Origin of the sequence: Pseudomonas citronellolis (genome assembly GCF_001586155.1) — a bacterium.
Lineage (GTDB): Bacteria > Pseudomonadota > Gammaproteobacteria > Pseudomonadales > Pseudomonadaceae > Pseudomonas > Pseudomonas citronellolis.
This window is the reverse complement of sequence record NZ_CP014158.1, coordinates 3,155,878-3,175,925: the sequence shown is the minus strand read 5'-3', so window position 1 is coordinate 3,175,925 and position 20,048 is coordinate 3,155,878. Positions and strand designations below refer to the sequence as shown.

17 protein-coding genes and 1 pseudogene are annotated in these 20,048 nt (G+C 65.6%); 5 read left to right on the top strand and 13 right to left on the bottom strand.

The annotated features are described in order from the left end of the window. Positions 1–9 precede the first annotated feature (9 nt). The 13 genes and pseudogenes from kce to PcP3B5_RS13980 form a co-directional block, all read right to left on the bottom strand. Positions 10–939: a 3,5-dioxohexanoate:acetyl-CoA acetone transferase gene (gene kce, locus PcP3B5_RS14035; RefSeq protein WP_043273818.1), complete on the bottom strand. Its 930-nt coding sequence runs from the start codon at positions 937–939 to the stop codon at positions 10–12. An 8-nt stretch (positions 940–947) separates the two neighbouring features. Further along, positions 948–1,703, bottom strand: coding sequence for an SDR family NAD(P)-dependent oxidoreductase (locus tag PcP3B5_RS14030; protein WP_043273817.1), 756 nt, complete (start codon positions 1,701–1,703; stop codon positions 948–950). After that, positions 1,700–2,842, bottom strand: coding sequence for an aromatic ring-hydroxylating oxygenase subunit alpha (locus PcP3B5_RS14025; RefSeq protein WP_043273816.1), 1,143 nt, complete (start codon positions 2,840–2,842; stop codon positions 1,700–1,702). The genes PcP3B5_RS14030 and PcP3B5_RS14025 overlap by 4 nt, the downstream gene beginning before the upstream one ends. Before the next feature lie 237 nt (positions 2,843–3,079). Next, on the bottom strand, positions 3,080–4,090 hold the full coding sequence (locus PcP3B5_RS14020) for a GlxA family transcriptional regulator (protein ID WP_043273815.1): 1,011 nt from the start codon (positions 4,088–4,090) through the stop codon (positions 3,080–3,082). A gap of 190 nt (positions 4,091–4,280) precedes the next feature. After that, on the bottom strand, positions 4,281–5,009 hold the full coding sequence (locus PcP3B5_RS32570) for a methyl-accepting chemotaxis protein (RefSeq protein ID WP_407733525.1): 729 nt from the start codon (positions 5,007–5,009) through the stop codon (positions 4,281–4,283). Positions 5,010–5,138: 129 nt separating this feature from the next. Beyond that, positions 5,139–6,071 (bottom strand): annotated as a pseudogene (locus PcP3B5_RS32565) (cache domain-containing protein); the annotation flags it as partial. A 409-nt stretch (positions 6,072–6,480) separates the two neighbouring features. Further along, complete coding sequence (locus PcP3B5_RS14010; RefSeq protein WP_043273813.1) at positions 6,481–7,509, bottom strand: GlxA family transcriptional regulator; 1,029 nt, start codon at positions 7,507–7,509, stop codon at positions 6,481–6,483. A 56-nt stretch (positions 7,510–7,565) separates the two neighbouring features. Continuing rightward, complete coding sequence (locus PcP3B5_RS14005) at positions 7,566–8,564, bottom strand: 4-hydroxyproline epimerase (RefSeq protein ID WP_061561608.1); 999 nt, start codon at positions 8,562–8,564, stop codon at positions 7,566–7,568. A gap of 11 nt (positions 8,565–8,575) precedes the next feature. Next, positions 8,576–9,427 carry an ABC transporter permease gene (locus PcP3B5_RS14000; protein ID WP_043273810.1) on the bottom strand — a complete coding sequence of 284 codons (852 nt, stop codon included), beginning with the start codon at positions 9,425–9,427 and terminating at the stop codon, positions 8,576–8,578. Continuing rightward, positions 9,414–10,274: an ABC transporter permease gene (locus tag PcP3B5_RS13995; RefSeq protein WP_043273808.1), complete on the bottom strand. Its 861-nt coding sequence runs from the start codon at positions 10,272–10,274 to the stop codon at positions 9,414–9,416. Before PcP3B5_RS13995 ends, PcP3B5_RS14000 begins: the two co-directional genes overlap by 14 nt. Next, entirely contained in the window at positions 10,271–11,389 is a 1,119-nt protein-coding gene (locus PcP3B5_RS13990) for a quaternary amine ABC transporter ATP-binding protein (RefSeq protein WP_061561607.1), read from the bottom strand. Before PcP3B5_RS13990 ends, PcP3B5_RS13995 begins: the two co-directional genes overlap by 4 nt. 72 nt (positions 11,390–11,461) lie before the next feature. Continuing rightward, a complete protein-coding gene (locus PcP3B5_RS13985) occupies positions 11,462–12,313 on the bottom strand; it encodes a glycine betaine ABC transporter substrate-binding protein (protein WP_043273804.1) in 852 nt (283 codons plus the stop codon). 254 nt (positions 12,314–12,567) lie between these two features. After that, positions 12,568–13,263, bottom strand: coding sequence for a GntR family transcriptional regulator (locus tag PcP3B5_RS13980; RefSeq protein WP_043273803.1), 696 nt, complete (start codon positions 13,261–13,263; stop codon positions 12,568–12,570). A 580-nt stretch (positions 13,264–13,843) separates the two neighbouring features. Between PcP3B5_RS13980 and PcP3B5_RS13975 the strand changes: the two genes are divergently transcribed. The 5 genes from PcP3B5_RS13975 (at position 13,844) to PcP3B5_RS13955 (ending at position 19,939) form a co-directional block, all read left to right on the top strand. Continuing rightward, complete coding sequence (locus PcP3B5_RS13975; RefSeq protein ID WP_061561606.1) at positions 13,844–14,566, top strand: GntR family transcriptional regulator; 723 nt, start codon at positions 13,844–13,846, stop codon at positions 14,564–14,566. A 102-nt stretch (positions 14,567–14,668) separates the two neighbouring features. Beyond that, positions 14,669–15,988: an NAD(P)/FAD-dependent oxidoreductase gene (locus PcP3B5_RS13970; protein WP_043273801.1), complete on the top strand. Its 1,320-nt coding sequence runs from the start codon at positions 14,669–14,671 to the stop codon at positions 15,986–15,988. A gap of 164 nt (positions 15,989–16,152) precedes the next feature. Further along, entirely contained in the window at positions 16,153–17,481 is a 1,329-nt protein-coding gene (locus PcP3B5_RS13965) for an MFS transporter (RefSeq protein WP_061561605.1), read from the top strand. Positions 17,482–17,544: 63 nt separating this feature from the next. After that, positions 17,545–18,456, top strand: a complete 912-nt coding sequence (locus PcP3B5_RS13960; RefSeq protein WP_061561604.1) for a dihydrodipicolinate synthase family protein — start codon at positions 17,545–17,547, stop codon at positions 18,454–18,456. After that, positions 18,449–19,939 carry an aldehyde dehydrogenase gene (locus PcP3B5_RS13955; protein ID WP_043273797.1) on the top strand — a complete coding sequence of 497 codons (1,491 nt, stop codon included), beginning with the start codon at positions 18,449–18,451 and terminating at the stop codon, positions 19,937–19,939. Before PcP3B5_RS13960 ends, PcP3B5_RS13955 begins: the two co-directional genes overlap by 8 nt. The last annotated feature ends 109 nt before the right edge of the window (positions 19,940–20,048 follow it).

Genomic DNA, 20,048 nt, shown 5'->3' with positions numbered 1-20,048 from the left:
TCTCCCTTCTCAGAACTCGACCTTGTCGCCGCCCTTGAGCCCCAGGCGCGCGCGGGCTTCGGCCGGCGTGGCGACCTTGAGGCCGAGGCTTTCGACGATCGAACGGATCTTGCGCACCTGCTCGGCGTTGCTTCTGGCCTTCTCGCCCGGCGCGATGTAGAGGCTGTCTTCCAGGCCGACGCGCAGGTTGCCGCCCAGCAGCGCGGCCTGGGTGGCGAAGTGCATCTGGTTCTTGCCGGCGGCCAGCACCGACCATTCGTAGTCCTTGCCGAACAGCTTCTGGGCGATGGTGTGCATGTGCATCAGGTTGTCCAGGTCGGCGCCGACGCCGCCCAGCACGCCGAACACCATCTGCACGAAGAACGGCGGCTTGATCCAGCCCTGGTCGATGACCCAGGCCAGGTTGTAGAGGTGGCCCAGGTCGTAGCACTCAAACTCGAAGCGCGTGCCGTGGCCCTCGCCCAGCTCCTTCACGATGTACTCGATGTCGGCGAAGGTGTTGCGGAAGATGAAGTCGCGGGTGCTGTCGAGGAAGGCCGGCTCCCAGTCGTGTTTCCAGCTCGGGTACCTGGCCTTCATCGGGAAGATGCCGAAGTTCATCGAGCCGACGTTCAGCGAGGCCATTTCCGGGCTCAGGCTCACCGCGGCGCGCAGGCGCTCCTCGCGGCTCATGCCCAGGCCGCCGCCGGTGGAGACGTTGAGCACCGCGTCGCTGGCGCCCCTGATCTGCCCCATGAAGTCGCGGAACAGCTCGGGGCGCGGGTCGGGCTTGCCGGTCTCGGGGTGGCGGGCATGCAGGTGGATGATCGAGGCGCCCGCCTCGGCCGCCTCGATGGACGAGCGGGCGATCTCGTCCGGGGTGATCGGCAGGTATTCGGACATGGTCGGCGTGTGCACGCCGCCGGTGGTGGCGCAGGTGATGATGACGGACTTGGGCATGGTCGCTCTCACAGTTTCATTTGTTGGACTTGGGCGGTCAGCCCGCCATCGAGCACCCACAGCTGCCCGGAGGCGTAGCGGGCTTCGTCACCGGCGAGCCAGTTCACCAGGTTGGCGACGTCCTCCGGGGTGCCGTAGCGGCGCAGCGGGTGCACGTCGCGCACGGCCGCTTCCAGGCTCTGGATGTCGCCGTGGTCGCGGAAGAAGCTGCGCAGCATCGGGGTGTCCACGTAGCCGGGGCAGACGGCGTTGACGCGGATGCCCTCGGGGCCGTGGTCGCAGGCCATGGCGCGGGTCAGCGCGTGCACCGCGCCCTTGGTGGCGCAGTAGGCGGCCAGCCCCGGGTCGGCGATGAAGCCGTCGTAGGAGCCGAAGTTGACGATGCTCGCCGCGCCGCTGTCGCGTAGCAGCGGCAGGGCGAATTTCGAGACCAGAAAGGTGCCGGTGACGTTCACCGCGAAGATGCGGTTCCAGTCTTCCAGGCTGGTCTGCTCGATGGTCTTCTCGATCTCGATGCCGGCGGCGTTGACCAGGACGTCGAGCTTGCCGGCCCGCGCCTGCACCGTCGCCATGGCCTGGCGCACGCTCTCCTGCGAGCTGACGTCGAGCGGGACGAAGGTCGTGCCCGGCACGGCCGCGGACTCCTTCAGGTCGGCGGCGAACACCGTGGCGCCTTCCCTGACGAAGCGCGCGCAGATGGCGCGGCCGATCCCGCCCAGGCCGCCGGTGACGAAGGCGACCTTCCCTTGCAGCGCGCCGCTCATGCCTCGACTCCCTGTTCATACGCGCCCAGCACCAGGCCATGGAAGTGGTGCAGCGCGTGCTCGGACTTGCCCGAGCCGTTGGGGTCGGTGACGATGCGTCCCTGCTCGAAGGCCGGCGTGCGCATGCCGCGCTGGACGTTCTCCACCAGGGCGATGTCCTCCACCTGCAGCACTTCGTCGAGGTAGCGGATGGCTTCCTTCTCCATCTCGTTCGCCTCGGGCGTTTCGAGGAAGAAGTCGTAGGTCTCGTAGGTCAGGTCGGGGCCGGCCGGGATGATGTGCAGCACGATCATCGAGCTGCGCCCCGGGTAGCGCATCAGGCAGGTGTTGGGCCACAGCCACCACACCGCGTGGGTGCGCACCTTGGCCTGGGAGGTGTCGTAGGCGCTGTTCTGGCCCTGGCCGGCCTCGGCCATGTGGCTGGAGTAGATGCCGTGGGTGCGCACCTTGTAGGTGCTCATGTCCACCAGGGTGCAGAAGTCCTTGTGCGCCGTCGGGCAGTGGTAGCACTCCAGGAAGTTGTCGACGACGTTCTTCCAGTTGGACTTGATGGCGTAGGTCAGGCGGTGGCCGAAGGTCAGGTTGGCGATGTCCGGCGCCCAGTGCAGGATCTCCTCCTGCAACTCGCCGGACTGCTCGCGCAGCGGCCGCGCGGCGGGGTCGAGGTTGACGAAGATGAAGCCGCAGAACTCCTCGACCTGCACGGGGCTGAGGTGGATCTCGCCCTTGTCGAACTCCTTCAGGCCGCCGACGTGGGGCGCGCCGCTGAGCTGGCCGTCCAGGCCGTAGCACCAGGAGTGGTAGGGGCAGATGATGCGGTTGACCTTGCCCTCGCCGCTGAGCACCGGGTGCGCGCGGTGCTTGCAGACGTTGTAGAAGGCCCGCAGCTCGCCGTCGTGGTCGCGCACCACGGCGATGGGGTTGCCGGCGATTTCCGCAGTGGTGTAGGTGCCCGGCTCGCGGACCTTTTCCACGTGGCAGACCCACTGCCAGGACTTGGCGATGATCTGCTGCTGGTCCAGGCGGAACCATTGCGGGTCGACGTAGGCGTCCGCGCGCAGCGACTGGGAGATCAGCGGGTCCGGGTGGTAGCCCCGGGCGATGTTCTGGAGTTGTACTTTGGAGATGACTTCAGACATATCAGCGGCCTTCCGGTACAGGAAATTCCTGGGTTTGTGTTCTTGTCTCGGGGCCGATAGTGGTCGTCGCGGGGCGGGGGAAATGTGCAGGATTCGCCGCGTTTTTTTCGTTTTTGGCCATGGTCGCTTTTGGATATGAACGTCCTGTTTGCGACCGCCCTGGGCCGGGCGCGCAGGCTCCCGCCGCCCGCGCGGGGCGGGTTGCAGGGTGTCAGCAGTGGCTTTGGGGGAAAGGCGTCAGGGCGTGACCTGGTGCATCGGCCAGGCCCGGAACTCGAAGGGAATGCGGCCGTCGAGGCGGTCGCGGCGCGGCGTCAGGCCGAAGCGCTCGCGGTAGATGCGGCTGAAGTGCGACTGGTTGGCGAAGCCCGAGGCCACGGCGATCTCCATCAGCGACATGTCGGTCTGGGTCACCAGGCAGCGCGCGCGGTCCAGGCGGATGTCGCGGTAGTACAGCGCCGGGCTCTTCTGCACGATCTGGTTGAACAGGCGGTCGAGCTGGCGCTGGGAGATGCCGATGCGCTCGCAGATGTCCGGGATCGGCACGGCCTCCTCCAGATTCTGCTCCATGATGCGGATGGCCTGCTTGACCAGGTCCGGCACGGTGTTGCCCAGCGGCTGCGGCGTCTCCGGGTTCTGCTGCGTGCCCAGCGGGCGCAGGCGCTCGTGGAACAGGTAGCGCGCGGTTTCGTTGGCCAGGGTGTCGCCGTGCAGCGAGCGGATGACGTGCAGCGCGCAGTCGGTGGACGCAGCGCCGCCGCAGCAGGTGATGCGCTTGCCGTCCATCACCAGCATGTCTTCGCAGATCTCCACCTCCGGATACAGCTCCTTCAGCGAATCGATGTGCTCGTAGTGCCCGGTGGCGCGCTTGCCGTTGAGCAGCCCGGCCTCGGCCAGTAGGTAGACACCGGTGTCCAGCGCGCCGAGCACCACCCCTTCCCTTGCCCACAGTCGCAGCGCCGCGCTCAGCGCCGGGCTGTGCAGCGTCTCCGGGTTCCAGCTGGAAGACAGCATCACCAGGTCGGGCACGCCCTGCACCTGGGCCAGCGCCCGGGTGTCGGTGCTCATGGCATTGCTCGCCACCACCGGCCCGCCGTTCATCGACACCACCTCCCAGTGGAAATGGGTGTGGCCGCTCAGGTAGTTGGCGGCGCGGAACGGGTCGATGAAGGCCGTGGTGGCCGCCAGGTTGTAGTGCGGGAACACCAGGACGAGGATCGAGAACGGCGCGGAAGGTTGAACCGGCATACAGGGTCACCGCAGGGCCGATTGAAAGGAGATGGCTATCCAGGAATATCACAGAGTAGCCCGGCCATCCGTATCGAACGCACGCTGGCTGGCCTGGGTACGCCCCGGGTGCGGGTAGCGCCGGGCGCTGGGCCGGACGGCCGGGTTCGGCGGCTGCCTGCACCGCCGAAACCCGATCAGCAGTCAACGGTCATGTGCGAAAACGTCGCACCAAGGCATCCAGTTCGCTGGAAAGGCCGGCCAGGCTCTCGGAATCCTGGCGTGCGGCATGCGCCAGCTCTGCCACCAATTGAGCGTCCCCATGGATCTGGCTGATATGGCGATTGATGTCCTCGGCCACTTGGTGCTGTTCTTCGGCGGCGGTGGCAATCTGGGTGTTCATGTCACGGATGATGTCCACCGACTCGCGGATCTGGCCGAAGCTATCACGGGCCAAGCCGATACGGCTGACCGACTGCTGGGATACCTCGAGGCTGGCGTGCATCTGATCGGCAACCTGGGCCGTGCGTGTCGCCAGGTTCCCCAACAGACCGTCAATCTCGGCCGTCGAGTCGGCGGTGCGCTTGGCCAGCGCCCGGACCTCATCGGCGACCACCGCAAAGCCACGGCCCTGGTCGCCGGCCCGGGCGGCCTCGATGGCGGCATTCAGGGCCAGCAGGTTGGTCTGTTCGGCGATCGAGCGAATGGTGCCGAGAATCGACTGGATGGCGTTGCTGTCGCGCTCCAGCTGCTGAATCGACAGCGCCGACTGTTCGATCTCATGGCTCAGGCGATCGACACTTTGCACCGCCGCATCGATCTGGTGCTGGCCTTCGCGAGCCTGCTGCTGTCCATTGTCGGCCGACTGGGCAGCCTGGCTGCAAGAACGGGCGACCTCGTTGGCAGTGGCAACCATCTCGTGGAACGCGGTGGAAACCATGTCCACGGCCTCGCGCTGGCGGCTGGCGGCCTCGGCCATGTCGTTGGAAACCCGGGTCGAGCGGCTCGACGTGCCGAGGATATTGCCGGCAGCCACGCCGATGTGCTGGATCAGGCCCCGGATAGCCTCGAGGAACTGGTTGAACCAGTCGGCCAACAGCGCGGTTTCGTCGCGGCCACGGACCTGCAATCGACGGGTCAGATCGCCTTCCCCCTGGGCGATGTCCTCCAGGCCGCTGGCCACGCCGTTGATCGGGCGGACGATGAGTTTGGCGAAGGCCGCGCCTATGACGGCGAAGGTGGCCGCCAGAATCACCGCGATCAGGCCGATCAGCCAGGCAAGATGAGTGGTCTCCTGCATCACCTCGTCATGACGAATCAACCCGATGAAAGTCCATCCCAATTTCTCGTCCGGATGGACATTGGCCATGTAGCGTTCGCCATCGATACTGACCTCGACGAAACCTCGGGCCGTCCTGGCGAGCTCGGCATAGCCATTGCCAAGGCTGGACAGTTGCTTGAAGTTGTGGCCGGCATCATGGGGGTCGACCATCACGTTGCCGCCCTGCTCGACCAGCATCAGATAGCCGCTTTCACCGAGCTTGATGTTCCTGACGATTTCCGTGAGGCCCTTGAGGGATACATCGATATTCACGACGCCGCCCACCTGCCCCAGCCGATTCGTCACGGCCCGCACCGTGCTGATCAAGACGGCGTTGTCGGCCGCCCAGGTATAAGCGCCCGTACGCACGGTCTTGCCGGGGTTGGCCATGGCCAATTCATACCAGGGCCGCCGGCGCGGGTCATAGTTGGAAAACTTCTGTCCGGCAGGCCAGGAAACATAGCCACCGTCGCTCACGCCATAAGACACATAAGCGTACTCAGGGTGAGTGCTCGCCAGCCGAGTGAAGAATTCAAGCAGCTGCTTGTCGTGTTCACCAAGCGCAACGGCGTCCGTGCTCGAATTCAAGTACTTGTTCAGGTTGCCGCCTGTATCCGCAATCAAGGGTTGCGCCGCCAGGTAGTCCACATTCTGGTCGATCCCCTGGAAGAATATTTTCATGGCGTTGCTCACCTGGCGAATCTCCCGGCTGCTACCGTCGAGAAAATCGTCCCTGGCTTTGTCACGCAGGTTGAGAATGACCAGTATCGCCACGAGAGCGATGGGGAAGCCTGCAATAAAGGCGAACGCCAATGTCAGTTTCTGTTTGATTTTCATGCGCGCGGCAACTCTTCTCGACCGACGCATGGGGCGACCTCGGGATCGATCCATGATCGGATTCGCTGTATGGGAAATATTGATGGCAGATGGAAAGCACCCTGGAAGTTTCGTCGCGACAGGCTCCGGTATCCAACTTCGGCGCACCCGCCGCAAAGCCACGGTACTTATCAGGGATGATTCAGGGATGATTCAGGGATGATTCAGGGATAATGCGAATGCATCGGCGTTTCCAAGGCTTCTCGGCCGTTCATTACTTTATTGACCTGACACACCCATAGCGCACCTCCCTGGAGGGTGAGTAGCCATAGAACGATGCGTAGCACTTGCTGAAATGGCTGGGCGATACGAAGCCGCAGGCAACCCCCACGTCGAGGATCGGCAGGTCCGAATGCTGCAGCAGGCGGCGGCTTTCGGTGATGCGCAGCTCCAGGTAGTAGCGTACCGGCGTGGTGCCGAGCTGTTCGCGGAACAGCCGTTCGATCTGTCGCTTGGAGCGGCCGACGTACTGGGAAATCTGGTCCTGGCTCAGCGGCTCCTCGATGTTGGCACTCATCAGGTTGATGGCGTCGCGCAGCGGCTGGCTCATCTTCTCGTGCAGCGTCGGGCGCGTCCTCCGGTAGCGGGACTCCTCGAAGGCGAGGATGTCGACGATGGCGTCCACCAGCGCGCGGCCGTGCTGCTTGTTGATCCACTCCAGCACCAGGTTGAAGGCACCGGTCGGGCTCGCCGCGGTCAGGCGATTGCGGTCGACCATGTAGCTCTCGCTGGTCACCAGGCTTTCCCGGGCGGTTTCCGCCAGCGCGGCGCGGTGCTCCGGGTGGATCGCGCACTTGTAGCCGTCGAGCAGGCCGGCCTGACCGAGGAACCAGGCGCCGTTCCACAGCCCCGCCAGGGCCACGCCCTTCTCGTCCGCGGCATGCAGCAGGTGAGTGAGCGCCGGGTGGGGACGCAGCGGCGTGCGCAATCCGCCGCAGATCACCAGCAGGTCCAGCTCCTGCAGGTGCCGGCTCTCCAGCGCCGCGTTCGGGCAGATGACCAGGCCCAGGTCGCTCGCCACCGACTCGCCGTCCAGGCTGAAGGTCCGTGTGACGAAGGCCCCGGCGCGGATCAGGTTGGCGGTGACCAGGGTATCCAGGGCCTGGGTGAAGGCCGGCAGGGAGAAATGCTCGAGCAGGACGAAGCCCACCCGCGCCTGGCGTCCCGGCTCGTTCTTCTTCTCTTCGATGAAGCGGAGGTTCTGCCCCTGCAGGGCGCCGCTGAATTGCCTTCTCGCGACCAATCTCTATCTCTACCAACTGGCGTTCATATCAGGCGAGGGAAACCCCCGCGCACCGTTCAAGCGACCTGGAAGCCGTGGGCCAACGGGTCGCGGTCATCGACGAAAATCGTGTTGTGCCCCGTCACCTGCGCCCAGCCGGCGACGCTGGGCAGTATGCCCTGGTAGGCGCCCACCCGGGCGGGAGCTTCGATCCGCCCATTGTAGACAGTCCCGATCAGGCTTTCGCTACGGTAGCTGTCGCCCACCGCAAGCCGGCCCTTGCCATGCAACTGCGCCATGCGGGCGGAGGTGCCCGTGCCGCCGGGGGAGCGGTCGATGGCCTTGTCGCCATAGAACACCACGCAGCGGCCATCGGATTCGCCGCTGCGGCCCGTATCGCACCAGATCGCGTGGTGGACGCCACGAATCCGGCCATCCTCGGGATGCACCGGATCGCAGATGCCGGCCAGGGCGGCGCGCAGATTGCGGCTGTGGGAGACGATCTCGGATGAGGACAGGCCATCCAGGCCCGGCCAGTTCCCTTGCGGCTCGACGACCGCGTAGTAGTTGCCGCCGTAGGCGATGTCGACGACCAGGCGGCCCAGCCCCGGCACTTCGACTTCCACGTCAGCCTGGTGCAGGTAGCTCGGCACGTTGAACAGGCGCACCGACTCGACCTTGTCGCCGACCTGGGTGTACTCGACCTCCACCTTGCCGGCCGGGGTCTCGATCGCCAGCCTTCCCGGTGTGCGGGGCACGACCAGGCCTTCCTCGATCACCACGGTGGAAAGGCCGATGGTGCCGGCCCCGCACATCGGCAGACAGCCACTGACCTCGATGAACAGTACGGCGAAATCGCAGTCGCTGCGCACCGAGGGGTAGATGATCGCCCCGGACATCACGTCGTGCCCCCGGGGCTCGAACATCAGGGCCTTGCGCACCCAGTCGTGCTCGCGCACGAACAGTTCGCGCCGCTCGGCCATGCCCAGGTGGGGCATCAGCGGAGCGCCACCGGCGACGACCCGCACCGGGTTGCCGCAGGCATGGGAATCGATGCAGAAGAACGAATGGCGCACGCTATCTCTCCTCAGGCCATCCTGCGCACGGTGCGACGCTGCAGCGCCCCGCGCGACAGGCGGTCCAGCAGCAGGGCGACGGCGACGATAGCCAGCCCGGCGCGCAGGCCCAGGCCCATTTCCATGCGCGTCAGGCCGCGGGTCACTTCCGCGCCCAGCCCGCCGGCGCCGACCAGGCCGGCCAGCACCACCATGGCCAGGGACAGCAGGATGCACTGGTTGAGCCCGACCATCAGCGTCGGTGTGGCGGTGGGAATCTCGATCTTGAAGAGGATGTCCCGCGGCTTGGCGCCCATGGCCTGGCCCAGTTCGAGCAGGTCCTTGGGGATCTGGTTGAAGGCCAGGGTGGTGAGCCGCATCATCGGCGGAATGCCGTAGACGATGGTGGCGATGATCGCCGGCACCTTGCCCAGGCTGAAGATGATCACCGCGGGGATCAGGTACACCCACGGCGGCACCGTCTGCATGATGTTGAGCAGCGGGCGCACGGCGGCGTCCAGGCGCTTCACCCGCGAAGCCAGGATGCCCAGCGGGAAGGCGATGGCCACCGAGATCAGCACCGCGACCGAGACCAGCGCGATGGTCTGCATCGATGCCGTCCACAGCCCCGAGACCAGGCAGAAGCCGAGCATGAAGACCGACAGCAGCGCCGCGCGAAGGTTGATGAGGAAGTACGCCAGCACGGCCACCACGGCGATGAGCACATAGGCGGGGGTGGCCAGCAGCGCGCCCTCCACGCCGCCCAGCACGGCCTCTATCACCTTGCTGATAGCCGCGAACAGCGGGTGCAGGTTGGCGTTCAGCCAGTCCACCGCCGGGGCGAGGTAGCGGCCCGGGGAAAAGGTCATTTCAGCGAGACTCATGGCTAGCCTCCCGTCCGATGCGCGAGGCGCTCTGCGCCAGGCGGTCGAGGATCAAGGTCAGGATGACGATGGCGATCGCCGCGTCGATCGACTTGGCGATATCGAGGGTGCGGATGGCACCGTAGATCGACTCCCCGAGCCCACCGGAACCGACGATGCCGGCGATCACCACCATGCCGAAGGCCATCATCAGGCTCTGGTTCACGCCGGTCATGATGCTCGGCAGGGCGAACGGCAGGCGGATCTTGAAGAACAGCTGCCAGCCGTTGGTGCCGCTGGCCTGGCCCAGTTCGATGAACTCCTTGGGCGTCATGCGGATACCCAGCGAGGTCAGGCGGAACACCGGCGGCACGGCGACGATGAAGGTCGCCACCATGGCCGTCGCCGGCCCATAGCCGAGCAGCGCGATCGCCGGCAGCAGGTAGATGTAGGGCGGCAACGTCTGGATCAGGTCCAGCACCGGCTCGACCACCTTGTCCAGCGCCGGCAACAGCCCCGCGGCCACGCCGGCGGGCACGCCCACCAGCAGCGCCAGGGTGGTGGCGGTGAGGACCAGGGCGAGCGTGCTCATGGTCTCGCCCCACAGACCCATGACCGCGCAGAAGACCAGCGTGAGGGCCGAGAGCACGCCGAAGCGCAGATTGGCGGCGAGCCGCCAGGCCAGTACGCCGATGACCAGCGCCACCACGTAGAAGGGCGCCAGGTTGAGCACCCACAGGACGGCCTCGTAGAGCCCCTTGAGTGCGTCGTTGATGAGATCGAAGGCCGACGCGCCGTTGTCCGAGACCCATTCCAGGGCCGAGTCGACCGTCGCATCGAAGCCGGCGGCGAAGTCTGCAATGTTCATCGCGAAGCCTCCAGCAGCGCCCCCGAACGAGCGTCCTGGGACTCGTCCGGAGCCCCCTGGACTCCGCGCAGCAGGTCACGCTGGGTGATCACCCCGAGCATCTCGCCCTGGTCGACGACCACCACCGCGTCGCGCTCGGAACGCACCATCAGGTTGATCAACTCGTCCAGGTCGGCCTGCGGGGAGGCGGTGTTGAGCTTGCCGAGGTCGACGGCGGGATGGGCCGCCCGGTAGGCATCGACTGGGGTCATCACCGAATGGGCCTTGACCAGGTGCAACCGCGAGATGCCGGCGACGAAGTCGGCCACATAGGCATCCGCCGGCTTCAGCACGATTTCCTCGGCGGTGCCCTCCTGGATGATCACCCCGTCCTTCATGATGGCGATGCGGTCGCCGATGCGGATGGCCTCTTCCAGGTCGTGGGTGATGAATACCGCGGACTTGCCGAGGGATTTGGTGAGCTGGCGGAACTCGTCCTGCAGCTGGCGGCGGATCAGCGGGTCCAGCGCGCTGAAGGGCTCGTCCATGAGGATGATTTCCGGGTCCGCGGCGATGGCGCGGGCCAGGCCGACGCGCTGCTGCATGCCCCCCGAAAGCTCGGAGGGATAGCGCGACGCCCAGTCGGAAAGACCGACCTTGGCCAGCGCCTGCTCGGCCACCCGCTGCCGCTGGGCCTTGGCGACGCCTTGCACCTCCAGGCCGAAGGCGGCGTTCTCCAGCACCGTGCGGTGGGGCAGCAACGCCACGCTCTGGAACACCATGCCGATGTGCTTGGCCCGTACTTCACGCAAGGCCGCCGCGTCCAGCTTGGCCAGGTCCTGGCCCTTGACCAGAACCTGGCCGGCGCTCGGCGTGATCAGCTTGTTGAGCAGGCGAATCAGCGTCGACTTGCCGCTACCCGAAAGTCCCATGATGCAGAAGATCTCGCCACGGCGGACCTTCAGGCTCACATCGGACACGCCAACGACACAGCTGAAATCCTGCAGGATCTGTTTCTTGGTCAGACCCCGCTCCAGGTACGCCTTCATGGCGGCGGAAGCGTTGTCACCGAAGATTTTCCAGACCGACTGGCAACTCACCAGTACGTCGTCGACGTCATTACTCAAGGTATTCATTTCGCACCCTTGAACCAGAGCACTCTGGTCTAATTATTAATATCGAGTAGGCAGCGGCAATTCAGATGGAGCTCAGTACTTCTTGATGTTCTCCCAGCGCTTGAGCAGGTCCGCATGCTTGTCGGTCCAGTCCTTCACGGCCTGGTCCATCGACTTGCCGTCCTTCACTTCGCCATTGATCGCGGTGATGTCCGCCAGGGGGACATAGACGCTGGCGATGACTTCACGCGCGTGCGGGTCTTCCGCCGAGAACCCCTTGTGGGCTATCCAGTAGTAGCCTTGCGGCGGGGCGAAGGAGCCCTTGGGGTCCTTGAGGAACTTCAGGTCGAACTTCTGGAACATCCAGGACGGCTCCCAGATGGTCACGGCGATCCACTCCTTGCGGTCGATGGCCGACTTGAGGGCGGCGGTCATGGCCGCGGAGCTGCCTTCGAGCAGGTTCAGCTTCAGCCCGTAGTCGCCGACGGCCTTGGCCGCGTCGCTCATCAGGCCGGAGCCGGGCTCGATGCCGACGATCTTGTTGCCGAACTTGTCGGCGTTCTCGTTGAGCTGCTCCATCGAGTCGATGGTCACGTACTTGGGCACGGCAACCGCCTGGTAGAGCCCATGGGAAACGGGCGAGAGCTTTTCCAGGCGGTTCTTGTTCTTGTTCCAGTAGTCCTGCGCAACATAGTCGATCTGCGAGGCGAGGATCTGGATGTCACCCTTGCTCAGGGCGGCATAGGCGATACCCCATTCCGAGAACGAGGTGACCTTCACCGTATAGCCGGAATCTTCCAGGACCTTCTTGGTGATACCGGTGATGGGCGTCAGGTCTTCCCAGGACAGCGTGCCCATGTTGATGACCTTTTCCTCGGCATGGGCCTGGAACATGGTCATGCCGACTACCGCCACGGCGCATAGCGTCTTCCACAACTTTTTCATGGTTCTTCCTCTGCTGCTTGGTGCTGTTTGAGCCCACCCTGTGGCGGCCCGTTTCTTATGGCAGCCGGCGCGCATGCGCCGAATGCATTCGTTGCCAGCAAGCGGGCGCACGCACCCACTCGACCGGCTCGCAAGCGAGCCGGTCGGCGTTCCTTGCTATTCATTTCTCCAATTGGGGCGCTCTCTTGCGTGCGATGCGGCTCGCCAGTACAGGCCGAGCGTCACTTCGAGCGCTCCCGCAATGGACCTCCCCGCTACCAGTTGCCGGGGCTGTCGGCCCAGGCATCGGCCTTCAGGCCTTGCGGGGCAATGAAGATCTCCATGTTTCCGCGCGACAGTTCCCAGTGCTCGAAGACCAGGTCCACCACGGCGGTCTCGTCATGCCGGGCAAAGGCCTCGATGAAGGCGTCGTGGTGTTCCACTGCCAGGCCCAGGTGCCGCTCCATTTCCTCGTTGCGCGGACGGAAGAACGTATGTCCGATTCTCGCGTGGTCGATCAGCAGGCGGCCGAGGCTGGGCTCCAGGTATGGGTTGCCGGACATTTCGCCCATGATTTCGTGGAAGCGATTGTTCTCCACCACCATGGCCATCGGGTCCCGGGAAAGGCTGGCCTTGCGGAAACGCTCCTGGGTGTCCTTGAGCGCCAGCAACTGGCCGGGCTTGAAGTTCTGCACGGCGAGGCGGCCGATGGCGGCGTAGATCATCGGCGCCACCAGGAAGAAGTTGCGCAGCGTCGAGTGATTCATCGGCGCCACCCGCGCCCCGCGGTTCTCCTGGATGTCCAGGTAGCCCTCGCCCGCCAGGCGGCGGAACACTTCCCTGACCGGGGTGCGGGAAAGCCCGTAGCGCTCGCTGAGACCGACTTCGTCCAATACCTGGTCGGGGTCCAGTTCCATGGTCAGGATCTGCCGCTTCAAGTCATCGTAGAGACTGTTTTTGCCGCTTCTCACCGTAGGCCTCCAGCGCTAGCCAAGTAGTAGCAAATGGCTGATGGAGCGGAGACTCGCACGGGTCCCAAGGCTGGTCAATCGCTTTGTATTCTTTGTGTATACCCAATAAATTCACAAAGAATACCGAGTTCCTCGCATTTCCCCTTGGATTTCAATCAACTAGAGCGCCGATACGGACAGCGCTATTTGTCGTTAACGGATATGCCGAGGTCGCTTCCAGCGATAAGGGCGTTCTTTTTCCAAATGGGAGCCCCACCGACATCCCCTGCAGCCCGCCCTGGCCACGCGGAACCGGCCTCTTGGGCGAAGTATGGTGAAATACCCCCGGATGGACGGCCCGGCGCTGCCTGAGCAGTCCCTTTCCAGACGCCTCCTCGGCGATACCGCCTGCGCTCCCAGGCTCACCACAGCCGCCCCACCTGGTCGCCAGCCCGTGGCGAAGGCCTGGCGGGGAGCGGTGGAACAGCCGTTTGTCGCGTCCGAGGTCGTACGAAAAATTCCTGTAGACATATTGTCTAACAGGCTTTTATAGTCGTTATACAAACTGTAGACACAAACCATGACAAGCAGAAAGGCTCCCATGAAGGCCCAGATCGAAGTCGACCAATCCAGCATCGACGCCCCGCTCGACCGCAAGGTGGTGCTGGCCGATACGCTGCGTCGGCGGATTCTGAGCATGGAACTGGCTCCCGGCGCGGTCGTTGACGAACTCGCCCTGTGCGACGAGTTCGGCCTTTCACGGCCACCGGTGCGGGAACTGCTACGCCAGATAGCCGCCGAGGGCTACATCGAGCTGGAAGCCAACCGCGCGCCGCGCGTGGCGTCCATGAGCCACGAATCGCTGCACAGCTTCTTCCTTGCCGCGCCGCTGATCTACATCGCCACCACGCAGTTGGCGGCCACCCATGCGTCCGCCGCCGAGATCGAGGCGCTGAAGGACATCCAGCGGAGATTCCGCAAGGCCATCGAAGAAAAGGATGTCGAGGCTCGCGTCTTCTACAACGACGAGTTCCACCTCGAGATCGGCAAGATGGCCCACAACGATTACCTGATGCCCAGCCTGCGCCGGCTGCTGATCGACCATGCGCGCCTGGGCAAGATCTTCTACCGCCACCCCACCACCGACGACATGCAGCAGGACCTGGAAGTCGCCTGCGAACAGCATGAGCAGATGATCCAGGCCATCGAGCGGCGCGACCCCGATGCCGCGGCCGACATCGTCCGGGCGCACTTCGAGCTGTCGCGCCGGCGCATGGCCGAATACGCGGCCCCGGTGGGGGTCGAGGTGGCACTTGTCTATTGAGTTCTAGGTAGTAACCCGAGCGCCGGTGTTCTCGCACGACAGTGAGTCATTTCACGCAAGGGATGGTTAACAGGCACAAACAATAAGAGTCAGGTCCCTGAAATGATGAAAGTGACGCACTTGCCTTCCGACGATTCGACCTGTGGCTGGTATCACCTGAGCAGGTCGCGGCAGCCCAAGCCGGCCCACCATGGCAAGAGCGCCGCCCGCTGGGTGGTCGTGGGCGCCGGCTTCACCGGGCTGGCCGCGGCGCGCCAGCTGGCGCTGAACTTTCCCGATGAGGAGATCGTGCTGGTCGAGGCCCAGGAAGTGGGCTTCGGCACCTCCGGGCGCAATGCCGGCTTCGCCATCGACCTGCCCCACGACATCGGCGCCGACGACTACATCGGCGACATCGCCACCGCCAGGATCGCCCTGAAGCTCAACCTCGCCGGCCAGTCCCAGCTGACGGAACTGGTGGAGCGCCATGGCATCGACTGCCAGATGAAGGCCTGCGGCAAGTACCAGGCGGCGATCGAGGACCGCGGCATCGCCGTGCTCGAGGCCTACCGCCGCGGCCTCGACAAGCTCGGCCAGGCCTACGAGATGATCGAGGCCGCCGACCTCCCCGCGCACATCGGCACCCACTTCTACCGCCAGGCTCTGTTCACCCCCGGCACCGTGCTCATCCAGCCCTCCGCGCTGGTCAAGGGCCTGGCCGACTCGCTGCCGAACAACGTGACCCTGTACGAGCACACCCCCATCACAGAGGTGGAGTACGGCGAGAAGATCGTCCTCAGCCACGCCAACGGCGCCATCGTCGCCGACAAGCTGGTGCTGACCAACAACGCCTTCGGCATGAGCTTCGGCTTCCTCAAGGGCAAGATGCTGCCGGTCTTCACCTACGCCAGCATCACCCGGCCGCTGACCGCCGAGGAGCAGGCCCGCCTCGGTGGCAAGCCCTACTGGGGCGTCATCCCGGCGGACCCGTTCGGCACCACCGTGCGCCGCACGCCCGACAACCGCCTGCTGATCCGCAACAGTTTCAGTTTCAACCCGGACGGGCGCAGCAACGCCAAGTACCTGGAGCGCTTCGTCAGCCGCCACCAGGCCTCGTTCGACGCGCGCTTCCCGATGCTGCCCGACGTCGGCTTCGAATACACCTGGGGCGGCGCCCTGGCCCTGTCCCGCAACCACAACGGGTACTTCGGCGAGCTGGCCCCCAACGTCTACGGTGCACTGTGCTGCAACGGCCTGGGCGTGACCCGCGGCACCGTCACCGGAAAACTCCTGGCCGATTGGCTGGCTGGCGAGCGGAACGAGCTGATCGACTTCCTGCTGCGCTCCCCCGGCCCCAATGCCAATCCGCCCGAACCCTTCCTGTCCCTGGGCGTGAACCTCAACCTGAAGTGGGGTCAATACCGGGCAGGCAAGGAAAGCTGATCACGTAGGAGGCTTGGCGCCGCAGGCGCCTCCCAGGACGTCGGCCCCGACCGACTGCCAGTTTCGGCGGCTTTTCGAGCCACCAGGGCTGAAGACTCTTCTTCGGCCCTGCGGGTTCGCTCAGCCTGAAAACATCCGGCCGCTCTTAGAGTCAGGAGAAAACAATGACAATCAACGACACCTCGATCGAAGACGTACCCCTCAATGGCTTTCACAAATTGCTGACGATCCGCTCCGGCGGCGGCTCCTTCGTCGACGGCTACGTGCTCAGCATCATCGGCGTATCCATGGTGCAGATGACCGCCGCCCTGGGCCTGAGCACCCTCTGGCAGGGCATGATCGCCGCCGCGGCGCTGATCGGCATTTTCTTCGGCGGCTTCATCGGCGGCTGGCTGACCGACCACTTCGGGCGCAAGCGCATCTTCTTCGTCGGCCCGGTGCTGTTCATCCTCAGTTCGCTGGCGCAGTACTGGGTGGAGTCGGCCCTGGCGCTGTTCCTGCTGCGCCTGCTCATCGGCATCGGCGTGGGCATCGAATACCCCGTCGCCACCTCCCTGCTGGTGGAGTTCCTGCCGAAGAAGCACCGCGGCCCGCGCCTGGCGACCCTGACCATCCTCTGGTTCGCCGGCGCCGCGCTGGCCTACATGGTCGGCAATTCCCTGCTCAAGCACGGCGGCGACGACGCCTGGCGCCTGGTGCTGGCCAGCGCCGCGGTGATAGGCGCGGCCCTGTTCCTGGTTCGCCTGGGCACCCCCGAATCGCCGCGCTGGCTGCTGGGCAAGGGCCGCGCAGCCGAGGCCGAGCAGGTCATCAAGAGCGTCTACGGGCCGCGCTTCTCGCTGCAGAACCTGCCCGAGCAGCCCAGGCAGAAGAAGCTCTCGGTGTGGAACCTGCTGCACTCCGGCTACGGCAAACGCATGCTGTTCGTCAGCATGTTCTGGACCTGCTCGGTGATCCCGGTGTTCGCCGTCTACGCCTTCGCGCCCAAGGTGCTGCTGGCGCTGAACCTCCAGGGTAACTGGGCCTCCTTCGGCTCGGAAGCCATCACCCTGCTGTTCGTGGTGGGCTGCATCATCGCCACCCGCCTGATCAACGTCATCGGCCGGCGCAGCATGCTGATCTACAGCTTCCTTTGGTCCGGCCTGGCGCTGCTCGGCCTCGGCGCCTTCCACGCTTCCTCCGAAGCCGTGATCCTCGCGCTGTTCGGCGCCTACGCCCTGTTCATCGGCGGCGCCCAGGTGCTGCAACTGGTCTACCCGAACGAGCTGTTCCCCACCGAGATCCGCGCCTGCGCGGTCGGCGTGGGCACCTCGCTGTCGCGGGTCGGCGCCGCGGTCGGCACCTACCTCGTCCCCCTGTCCCTGGACAGCCTGGGCATCGCCCAGACCATGTACGCCGCGGCCATCGTCACCCTGGTCGGCCTGCTGTTCGCCTGGGCGCTGGCCCCGGAAACCCGCTCGCTCAACCTGCAGCAGGCGGCTTCGCTCACCTGATCAAGGGCCGCCGCGCCGCTGGGCGCGGCGGCCGACCACCACGACCCCACTGGAGAACGCATCATGCAATTCGAAGGCATCTACACCCCCGCCATCACCCCCCTGGCGGCCGACGGCCAGATCGACCATCCGGCCTTCGCCGAAGTGCTGGAATACCTGATCGCCTCGAAGGTCCACGGCATCATCATCGGCGGCTCCACCGGCGAGTACTACGCCCACACCGCCCAGGAGCGCTTCGACCTGGCGGCCAGGGCCAGGGACGTGATCAACGGCCGCCTGCCGCTGATCGTCGGCACCGGCGCCATCCGCACCGAGGACTCGGTGGCCTACGCCAAGGCGGCGAAAGAGATCAAGGCCGACGCCCTGCTGGTCGGCTCGCCGCCCTATGCCCTGCCCACCCAGCAGGAGATCGCCGACCACGTGCTGGCCGTCGACGCCGCCGCCGACCTGCCGATCATGCTGTACAACTACCCGGCGCGCATGGGCGTGGACATGGGCGAGGAATTCTTCGCCGCCGTCGCCGGCTGCAAGAACATCGTCGCCATCAAGGAAAGCTCCGGCTCCACCGGCCAGCTGCACCGCCTGGCCTGCAAGCACCCGCGCATCGCGCTGTCCTGCGGCTGGGACGACCAGGCCCTGGAATTCTTCGCCTGGGGCGCGCGCAGCTGGGTCTGCGCCGGTTCCAACTTCATCCCCGGCGAGCACGTCGCCCTGTACCAGGCCTGCGTGGTCGAGAACGACTTCGCCAAGGGCCGCCGCATCATGGCGGCGATGATGCCGCTGATGGACTTCCTGGAAGGCGGCAAGTTCGTCCAGTCGATCAAGTACGGCTGCGAGCTGGCCGGCCTGCGCAGCGGCGGCGTGCGCGCCCCGCTCAAGGGCCTGACCGAGGCCGAAAAGGCCGAACTGAAAGAGATCGTCGCCGTACTCAAGCGCGAAGTCGCGCAGATCACCGAGGGCACCCACAATGGCTGAATTGCTGAGCAAGGCGCAATACGCCGCCATCGCCGCCGAACTGCGCTTCCCCACCCAGGCCTTCATCGACGGCGGCTTCCGTGACGCCGTCTCCGGCCGCACCTTCGCCAGCAGCAACCCGGCCACCGGCGAGCTGCTAGCCAACATCGCCGCCTGCGACGCCGAAGACGTCAACCTGGCCGTGGCCAGCGCCCGCCTGGCCTTCGAAGACGGCCGCTGGAGCAAGCGCTCCCCCGGCGAGCGCAAGGCGGTCATGCAGCGCTTCGCCCAGCTGCTCGAAGACCACGCCCACGAACTGGCGGTGATGGAGAGCCTGGACAGCGGCAAGCCGGTGCGCGAATGCCAGAACATCGACGTGCCGGAGACCATCCACACCCTGCGCTGGCACGCCGAGCTGATCGACAAGATCTACGACAGCACCGCGCCGGTCGGCTCCGGCGCCGTGACCATGGTGGTGCGCGAGCCCATCGGCGTGGTCGGCCTGGTGCTGCCGTGGAACTTCCCGCTGCTGATGCTGGCCTGGAAGATCGGCCCGTCGCTGGCCGCCGGCTGCTCCATCGTGGTCAAGCCGGCCCGGGAAACCACCCTCACCGCCCTGCGCGTCGCCGAGCTGGCGCACCAGGCCGGCATCCCCGCCGGGGTGTTCAACGTGGTGCCCGGCGGCGGCCGCGAGGCCGGCGAGCCCATCGGCCGCCACCCGGACGTGGCCATGGTCAGCTTCACCGGATCCACCGAGACCGGCCGGCTGTTCCTCAAGTACGCCGCCGAGTCCAACCTCAAGCGCGTGGTGCTGGAGTGCGGCGGCAAGAACCCGGCGGTGGTGATGAACGACGTGGAAGACCTCGACCAGGTCGCCCAGCACGTGGTCAACGGCGCCTTCTGGAACATGGGCGAGAACTGCTCGGCGTCCTCGCGCCTGATCGTCCACGCCGACATCAAGGACGCCCTGCTCGAACGCATCGGCGTGCACATGCGCGACTGGAAGATGGGCGACCCGCTGGACCCGGACAACCGCCTCGGCGCCCTGGTCAGCAAGGCCCACTTCGAGAAGGTGCGCTCGTACATCGAGCAGGCCCGCAACGAGCGCCTGGACTTCGTCTATGGCGGCCAGACCCAGGGCGACATCTTCGTCGAGCCCACCGTGGTCGACGACGTCGAACCGCAGAGCCGGCTGTTCCGCGAGGAGATCTTCGGCCCGGTGCTGTCGGTCACGCCCTTCACCGACATCGACGGCGCCATCGACCTGGCCAACGACACCGTCTACGGCCTGGCCGCCTCGGCCTACACCGGCAGCCTGCGCAACGCCCTGCGCCTGGCCCGGGAAATCCGCGCGGGCATCGTCACCGTCAACTGCTTCGGCGAAGGCGACGCCTCGACGCCCTTCGGCGGCTACAAGGAGTCCGGCTTCGGCGGGCGCGACAAGTCGATCTGGGCCCACGACCAGTACACCGAGCTGAAGACCATCTGGATCGATGCTTCGTGAGACCCGCGGTAAAATCCTGACCTGACCCGCAGTACAGCCCCCTGCGCCGCCCGGCGCCGGGGGCGCCACCCATCCAGGGCGGCGAACGAACAGCACGGCTCACGGAAGA

Bases quoted from the DNA above. Each gene is read 5' to 3' on its own strand.
- PcP3B5_RS14025 (WP_043273816.1), bottom strand. From the start codon at position 2,842: ATGTCTGAAGTCATCTCCAAAGTACAACTCCAGAACATCGCCCGGGGC.
- PcP3B5_RS13970 (WP_043273801.1), top strand. From the start codon at position 14,669: ATGATGAAAGTGACGCACTTGCCTTCCGACGATTCGACCTGTGGCTGG.
- PcP3B5_RS32570 (WP_407733525.1), bottom strand. From the start codon at position 5,009: ATGGTTTCCACCGCGTTCCACGAGATGGTTGCCACTGCCAACGAGGTC.
- PcP3B5_RS13955 (WP_043273797.1), top strand. From the start codon at position 18,449: ATGGCTGAATTGCTGAGCAAGGCGCAATACGCCGCCATCGCCGCCGAA.
- PcP3B5_RS13965 (WP_061561605.1), top strand. From the start codon at position 16,153: ATGACAATCAACGACACCTCGATCGAAGACGTACCCCTCAATGGCTTT.
- PcP3B5_RS13960 (WP_061561604.1), top strand. From the start codon at position 17,545: ATGCAATTCGAAGGCATCTACACCCCCGCCATCACCCCCCTGGCGGCC.
- kce (WP_043273818.1), bottom strand. From the start codon at position 939: ATGCCCAAGTCCGTCATCATCACCTGCGCCACCACCGGCGGCGTGCAC.
- PcP3B5_RS13995 (WP_043273808.1), bottom strand. From the start codon at position 10,274: ATGAACATTGCAGACTTCGCCGCCGGCTTCGATGCGACGGTCGACTCG.
- PcP3B5_RS13975 (WP_061561606.1), top strand. From the start codon at position 13,844: ATGAAGGCCCAGATCGAAGTCGACCAATCCAGCATCGACGCCCCGCTC.
- PcP3B5_RS13990 (WP_061561607.1), bottom strand. From the start codon at position 11,389: ATGAATACCTTGAGTAATGACGTCGACGACGTACTGGTGAGTTGCCAG.
- PcP3B5_RS13985 (WP_043273804.1), bottom strand. From the start codon at position 12,313: ATGAAAAAGTTGTGGAAGACGCTATGCGCCGTGGCGGTAGTCGGCATG.
- PcP3B5_RS14030 (WP_043273817.1), bottom strand. From the start codon at position 1,703: ATGAGCGGCGCGCTGCAAGGGAAGGTCGCCTTCGTCACCGGCGGCCTG.
- PcP3B5_RS14020 (WP_043273815.1), bottom strand. From the start codon at position 4,090: ATGCCGGTTCAACCTTCCGCGCCGTTCTCGATCCTCGTCCTGGTGTTC.
- PcP3B5_RS14000 (WP_043273810.1), bottom strand. From the start codon at position 9,427: ATGAGTCTCGCTGAAATGACCTTTTCCCCGGGCCGCTACCTCGCCCCG.